The 5,276-nt window shown below is 50.5% G+C and carries 3 protein-coding genes; 1 reads left to right on the top strand and 2 read right to left on the bottom strand.

All coding sequences use genetic code 11. The features are described 5' to 3' along the window. Positions 1-121: 121 nt before the first annotated feature. Entirely contained in the window at positions 122-1,264 is a 1,143-nt protein-coding gene (locus tag QN359_RS19255) for a hypothetical protein (protein ID WP_323493390.1), read from the bottom strand. A 189-nt stretch (positions 1,265-1,453) separates the two neighbouring features. On the opposite strand from QN359_RS19255, the gene QN359_RS19250 reads away from it, so the two are divergent. Further along, positions 1,454-1,903 (top strand): lytic transglycosylase domain-containing protein, encoded by a 450-nt coding sequence (locus QN359_RS19250; protein ID WP_322248903.1) that lies wholly within the window; start codon positions 1,454-1,456, stop codon positions 1,901-1,903. A gap of 36 nt (positions 1,904-1,939) precedes the next feature. Here QN359_RS19250 and QN359_RS19245 read toward each other — a convergent pair whose 3' ends face one another. Further along, on the bottom strand, positions 1,940-4,897 hold the full coding sequence (locus tag QN359_RS19245) for a hypothetical protein (RefSeq protein ID WP_323493389.1): 2,958 nt from the start codon (positions 4,895-4,897) through the stop codon (positions 1,940-1,942). Positions 4,898-5,276 lie beyond the last annotated feature (379 nt).

Below are 5,276 nucleotides of genomic sequence, written 5' to 3'. Positions count from 1 at the left end.
AGGTGTAAAAAACGTCCATCAGGCTTTTGCGACAGCCTCTTTTGGCCGGGGTTTCAAACCCTAGTCAGATTTTTGATGAGGATGCAATACCAGACGTCTTTTGTGCTTAATAGCGAGCTATTCACCATGACAGGCCAACAGAGTCAATCTCAGCTTGCAGCTCAGGATATAGTTGCAACAAATCAGGTCGTGAAACTTGCAACTCCCGCTTGAGAAGAGCTAACTCTTGTTCAAACACTGTTCGTTCATCGCTGTTACTGCTGGCAGCAATACTCTCTTTGAGTAAGGCATGCGCATACAGCAAACCGGCACGAAAAAATGTCTCCTTGGCGTCCGGGGTATCATGCGATTGCTCGGTCAGCTCCACATAAATGGCACGCAAACGTGCGACTTCAGAACGATAGTTTGCCAAACTACAAGCATGTGCATAATGCCGACAAATCGCCTCACTGAGAACGCGCAGCCGCGGCACCAAATCGGTCTCACCAAATGCCGTAAAAACCATACTGAGCTTGCGTAACTTCGACTCGGCGGCGTCGAGCTCAAGCTGAGTATGCGGACGTGTCGCTTCCAGCTCGACAAATAAAGCGTCACAGTACAGACGCGCGATACCCCGGTAAAGTTGCGGATTCTTGCGCACCACCTGCTCATATTCAAAAAACGCCTCACCATAAACTGCGGCAGCAGCAGACGCCTCAGGCCCCGACTGCATCAACTGCTTAGCGTAATAAGTGCGAACGGCATCATGTAGTTTTCGGATACGCTCCTGACCATAGCCCGACGCATGCAAGCTCCGACAACGGCCCTCAAAAGCATTAATATAGCGCAGCGATGAAGCCAAATCTTGTCGCGTACACGGTTCAAGCGGAATGCTCAGGTAATAGTAATGTAAAGCCTGACGCGCCAAAACCGAACGTGGCGGCGGATTTTTCGCATCCAAATAAAGATACTGAGCATAATTTTTTGCACGCTCGCGCTCCAGCCAAACACGCGTCACATTGGCACGCGCAAGCTGCTCCGGCCCAAGCGTTGTAGCTTGCGCTTCGATATTCGGAGCGGGCCCGCTCATGAGCAGACTCTGAATGTCAGGTCGCGGCGTCGCCATTGGCGCCAACGGTAGTGACGTCACTTCAGCTGCGCTGGTGCTGACATTGGCGGCAGAAAGAAAATTCTGCACAATCGGTGCCGCCATCGGCTGCAACGCTGCCCCGATAGCGGGAAAGGAAGAGCTACTTACATTGCAATAGATAAATGGATAAGGCATGACATCGCTCCTGAAAAAGTCGGCAATATCTATATATTTCCGCCACAAGACTCTCCCATAAATTGCTGCGCATCACTTTCAAAATTCAACCATACACCGTGCAATCACATTTACATCATGACTGCCTTTCTACCTGGAGTTACAGTCAAGTCTGTCGGTTCTCCATGAACTCAAGCCAAGCAAAGACCTATGAAGAAACTCTCCTTACTGGCAGCACTGATTGCCTCTCTCAGTAACCTGGCGCAAGCTCAATGTTGGAATGAAGCCGGCGCGCGCTATCAAATCGATCCGGTACTACTGCGCGCCATTGCCATCGTCGAATCAGGGCTGAACCCGCAAGCCTTTCATTACAATAAAAATGGCACTTACGATATAGGGATCATGCAAATTAATAATAGCCATTTGCCACGCTTATCCAAATTTGGCATTACTAAAAAAAATTTGCTCAGCGACCCTTGCGTTTCCATTATGACCGGTGCCTGGATACTGTCTGAGTTTATCGAGCGTTCCGGATACACTTGGAATGCCGTCGGCGCCTACAATGCCGGACTGGGCAAAGATCGCCAAGATTTACGCAACGCCTATATCGAAAAAGTCGCCAAGCAATATCACAGCTTACGCGACGATGCCCAGAACTGAACCGACAGGCTGACGCGCTCAGGCTAGCTACTTAGCTTACAAGGCCAAGAATTGAGCCCGTAATTGTTGCCACTCTTTTTCCTTCTCTGCGGCATGCTGATCGGTCGTCAATAGCAAGCCTATGCGGCATTCACGAAACTTGTCTTGCAAACGCTGTAAATGCTCGCTGCGCTGCTCACGCGGGATGCGCTCTACCGCACGAACATCGCGCTGCAAGTGCGCCAAACCTGCTGGCGAACAGGCGTACGACCAGTCATGACATTCCCGCATCGTTGGTGGTAGGTAAAATAATTTCAAGGCGTGTGCTTGCCGCTTCTCTTCACGACGTTGGTCCAGCTTCCACAAGCGGTAGGCAAATTCAAACAAACCATCGAAAGATGGTCTACTGATGGCGCGCATCAATGCCGGTGAGCCAGTCTCGCTGGCACCGAGTAAGCGGTGACACTCGCTGATAGTGAGTAAATTACGTTCATAAGCGGCATCAACCATCTGTACTAAAGTCAAAAATGGTCGCGACCGAAAACCGTCGAGCACGGCCGGAGATAAAGCCCACTGCAGCTTACCCCTTAACCAAGGTTCTATGCCAACACGACTGATAAGCTGCAATTCATGGGCGCGTACAAATAAATCGAGATACGAGCACAGTGTGTCGACAAAGCCACCCTGCAAGGCTGCCGTTAGCGCATCAGATCGTAATGTCAATGCCTGCCGGTCTTGATCCCAACGTTGCGATGGCGAATGCTCAGGTGCATCACGCACGCTGATATAGACATCCATCGCCGTTTCCGTGGCCGCAAACACATCTTTAGTGACACCATGCATGAGGATGCGACGCAAACCATGTGGACTCAGGTGTCCACGCTGCTGCCCCTCGAATAGCAAATCAGCATAGACGCACAAGGTCTCGGCATGACCATGACTGAGCGCCAGATTGAGCGCGCCTGGCGGAGAACCGAGGAGCACCTCTTGCGCCGTATTCTGGTCGAAAATATACTGTTTTCCTGCCCCTTCCAGCACACCGACGACCAGTTCACGCACCATCGCAGTGTCGCCGTGCGACATGGCCCAACAAAGCACGCTCCAATGCTGACGTCGGTCGCGTGCTGCCAACAAGCCCAGCATCTCGGAAGGCAGTACCAAACGACGCTGCGTCGCCGCCGTCAAGACGCGCAAGATCACACTGAACTGTTCGCTGTGGCGCAAACAAGCCGCCATCACTAAGGAGGTATTGCCTTCATGATTCTTGCCAGTCAACACTGCGATTAAGCCAGCCGGACTGAGCAAGGCGCGATCGACCAGTTGCATCATGAAAGCGAGAAACTGGCTGATACGATCGGCAGAAACGCCAACTTGCAAAACGGAGGTCAAGGTATGAGTTTTAAGGCTATGAGAAAACAAATCTACCCCGACTAAAGCACGAAAAACCTCGCGGTGGTTGGCACAATGCAGCTGTGCTTGCTGCAAAAAATGCCTACTCAGCATAGTAAACACTTCGCTATCAGGGTTGAGCAAGCTGGTGCGCAAATACATCTGCTCGTCACTATCTGGCCCCAGCAATTTCAAATGTGGCAACAAGGTCGCCACTTCAGCCGCCGCCGCACAGGCCAGCAAACATTCAAACAGATAGACACGAGTGTGCGGCGGCAGCGTGATCCACTGCGCCAACTTGTCGGCCAAGTAGCTAGCCATCACACCACGGGCCAGCACGCGTTGAAAAAACACCGGCACCAAGGGTAGCGCCAAGTTCTGTGGTGCTGTTTTCAGCAAAGACGATGCCATATCGTCAGCCGTACATTTTTTCAGCATCGACAATAAAGGCGCATTTTTCAACTCAGCCACAGGGAAATGTTCGAGGTAATGAAAGCACAAACTATCACGAATTCCGGCCAGAGGACCAGTCGCGACTTCCACCCATGCCAACTGCATGTCGTAATGATAAATTTGAAAACGCTGACCGTTTTCGTAGAATTCATGCACTCTCTGGGGTAGATAGCTTTCGTACAGATTGCCATTGCGCCGTTGATTATCCAGAATATCGAGCGCAATCAAACTCGGATCAGTACGCAAATGAGCAACTTCCTCGCCCTCATCAAAACAAAAAAAAGCATGTAAACTGAGTTCACCGTACCGCAAGGCTAACATTTTCCTCAAAACTAACACCGCATCATGGAAAGCGGTATAGTTAAATTCATCAGGACTTGCCGTCTCCCCCAAGGTTTCGGCCAATCCCACGCGCATCACCAACAAGCATTCGTCGGCGGCCGCCAGTGCAATGTGTGCTGGCGTCAGAGAAGCAGCAATCGCATTGAAACAGGCTTTTTTTTGCTCCTTGGTGAAAATTTGGAACTGCGCATCAGTGATCGGCGGCACCCCCCACATTTTATCGACAAGGTAATTGCGCATTTCATTGACACGATGAATTTCCATCACCTTGGATGAATTCAGCTCATGCTGATTCAGATATTCAATGATGTATGCATGCAAGGTATCGATCGCCTTCACCGGCAATTCATCGCCAAGCAGACGCGTCAGATTATTCGTGAGATTAATGATAATGCCATTTGAACAGACCGTCATCTCACGCCCCAAGTTTTCGCACACACCCAGCCCGGTTTGTACCGGTGTATCGGCACTCACAATCTGGCCCACCAAGCGCGAAAACAGAGTCAGGCCGTCAGCATACAGCAGCGCGCGTGCAGTTTCGTCGTAATAATCTTGCCCCTCAAACAGACGTAAACCGAACAGTCCGACATCAGCCAACACGATTTCCGGTACCGCGCCTTGCTCACGCAGGAACGCCGATAACTGAGCAAGCTCAGCGTAAAATTGATTCTTCGCCAGCACATGAGCGGGACTGCGCTCAAATAACTCTATCGAGGTGCGTATGCCATTCGAGCGAAATTGCGCTTGGCTGTAAGCATAAGATGGCAACTCCATCACTTCCACCCTAGGCGGATGAAAAAATTGCGGCTTAAAATGAAGCGAAACAGTCATAAAAAAAATTCACCTTCAATCAGCGCAAAAAAAACTAAACAGGCACGGGCCACCAAGCTGCAGTTTTTCATACCTGCGTATTGTTAACTTTCATATTTTAGCCTTTATCAGCAGCGCCATTCGCCCAAACGATGCATCAAGAACAAAGTATCGCATAGTCATATTTTGCAAGCAGGGAAACGCGTTTCCCGTGATAGTTGTGCCATACAATAATTGAATTGAAAACAGTTTCCCCGTCTGTATGTCAACACAGAGCGTGCCATACCGGACAAGTGCACCATCAGGAAAAACACCTTATGCCCAACAAGTTAATGGATCGTCGCAAGCGACGATGGAAAAGACTCTGGAAGGGGTTTGCATCCCCTCCCATCGCGTCGCT

This window comes from Undibacterium sp. 5I2, assembly GCF_035019605.1.
Taxonomy (GTDB): Bacteria; Pseudomonadota; Gammaproteobacteria; order Burkholderiales; family Burkholderiaceae_D; genus Undibacterium.
This window is presented reverse-complemented; position numbering and strand designations above follow the sequence as displayed.

Bases quoted from the DNA above. Each gene is read 5' to 3' on its own strand.
- QN359_RS19245 (WP_323493389.1), bottom strand. From the start codon at position 4,897: ATGACTGTTTCGCTTCATTTTAAGCCGCAATTTTTTCATCCGCCTAGG.
- QN359_RS19255 (WP_323493390.1), bottom strand. From the start codon at position 1,264: ATGCCTTATCCATTTATCTATTGCAATGTAAGTAGCTCTTCCTTTCCC.
- QN359_RS19250 (WP_322248903.1), top strand. From the start codon at position 1,454: ATGAAGAAACTCTCCTTACTGGCAGCACTGATTGCCTCTCTCAGTAAC.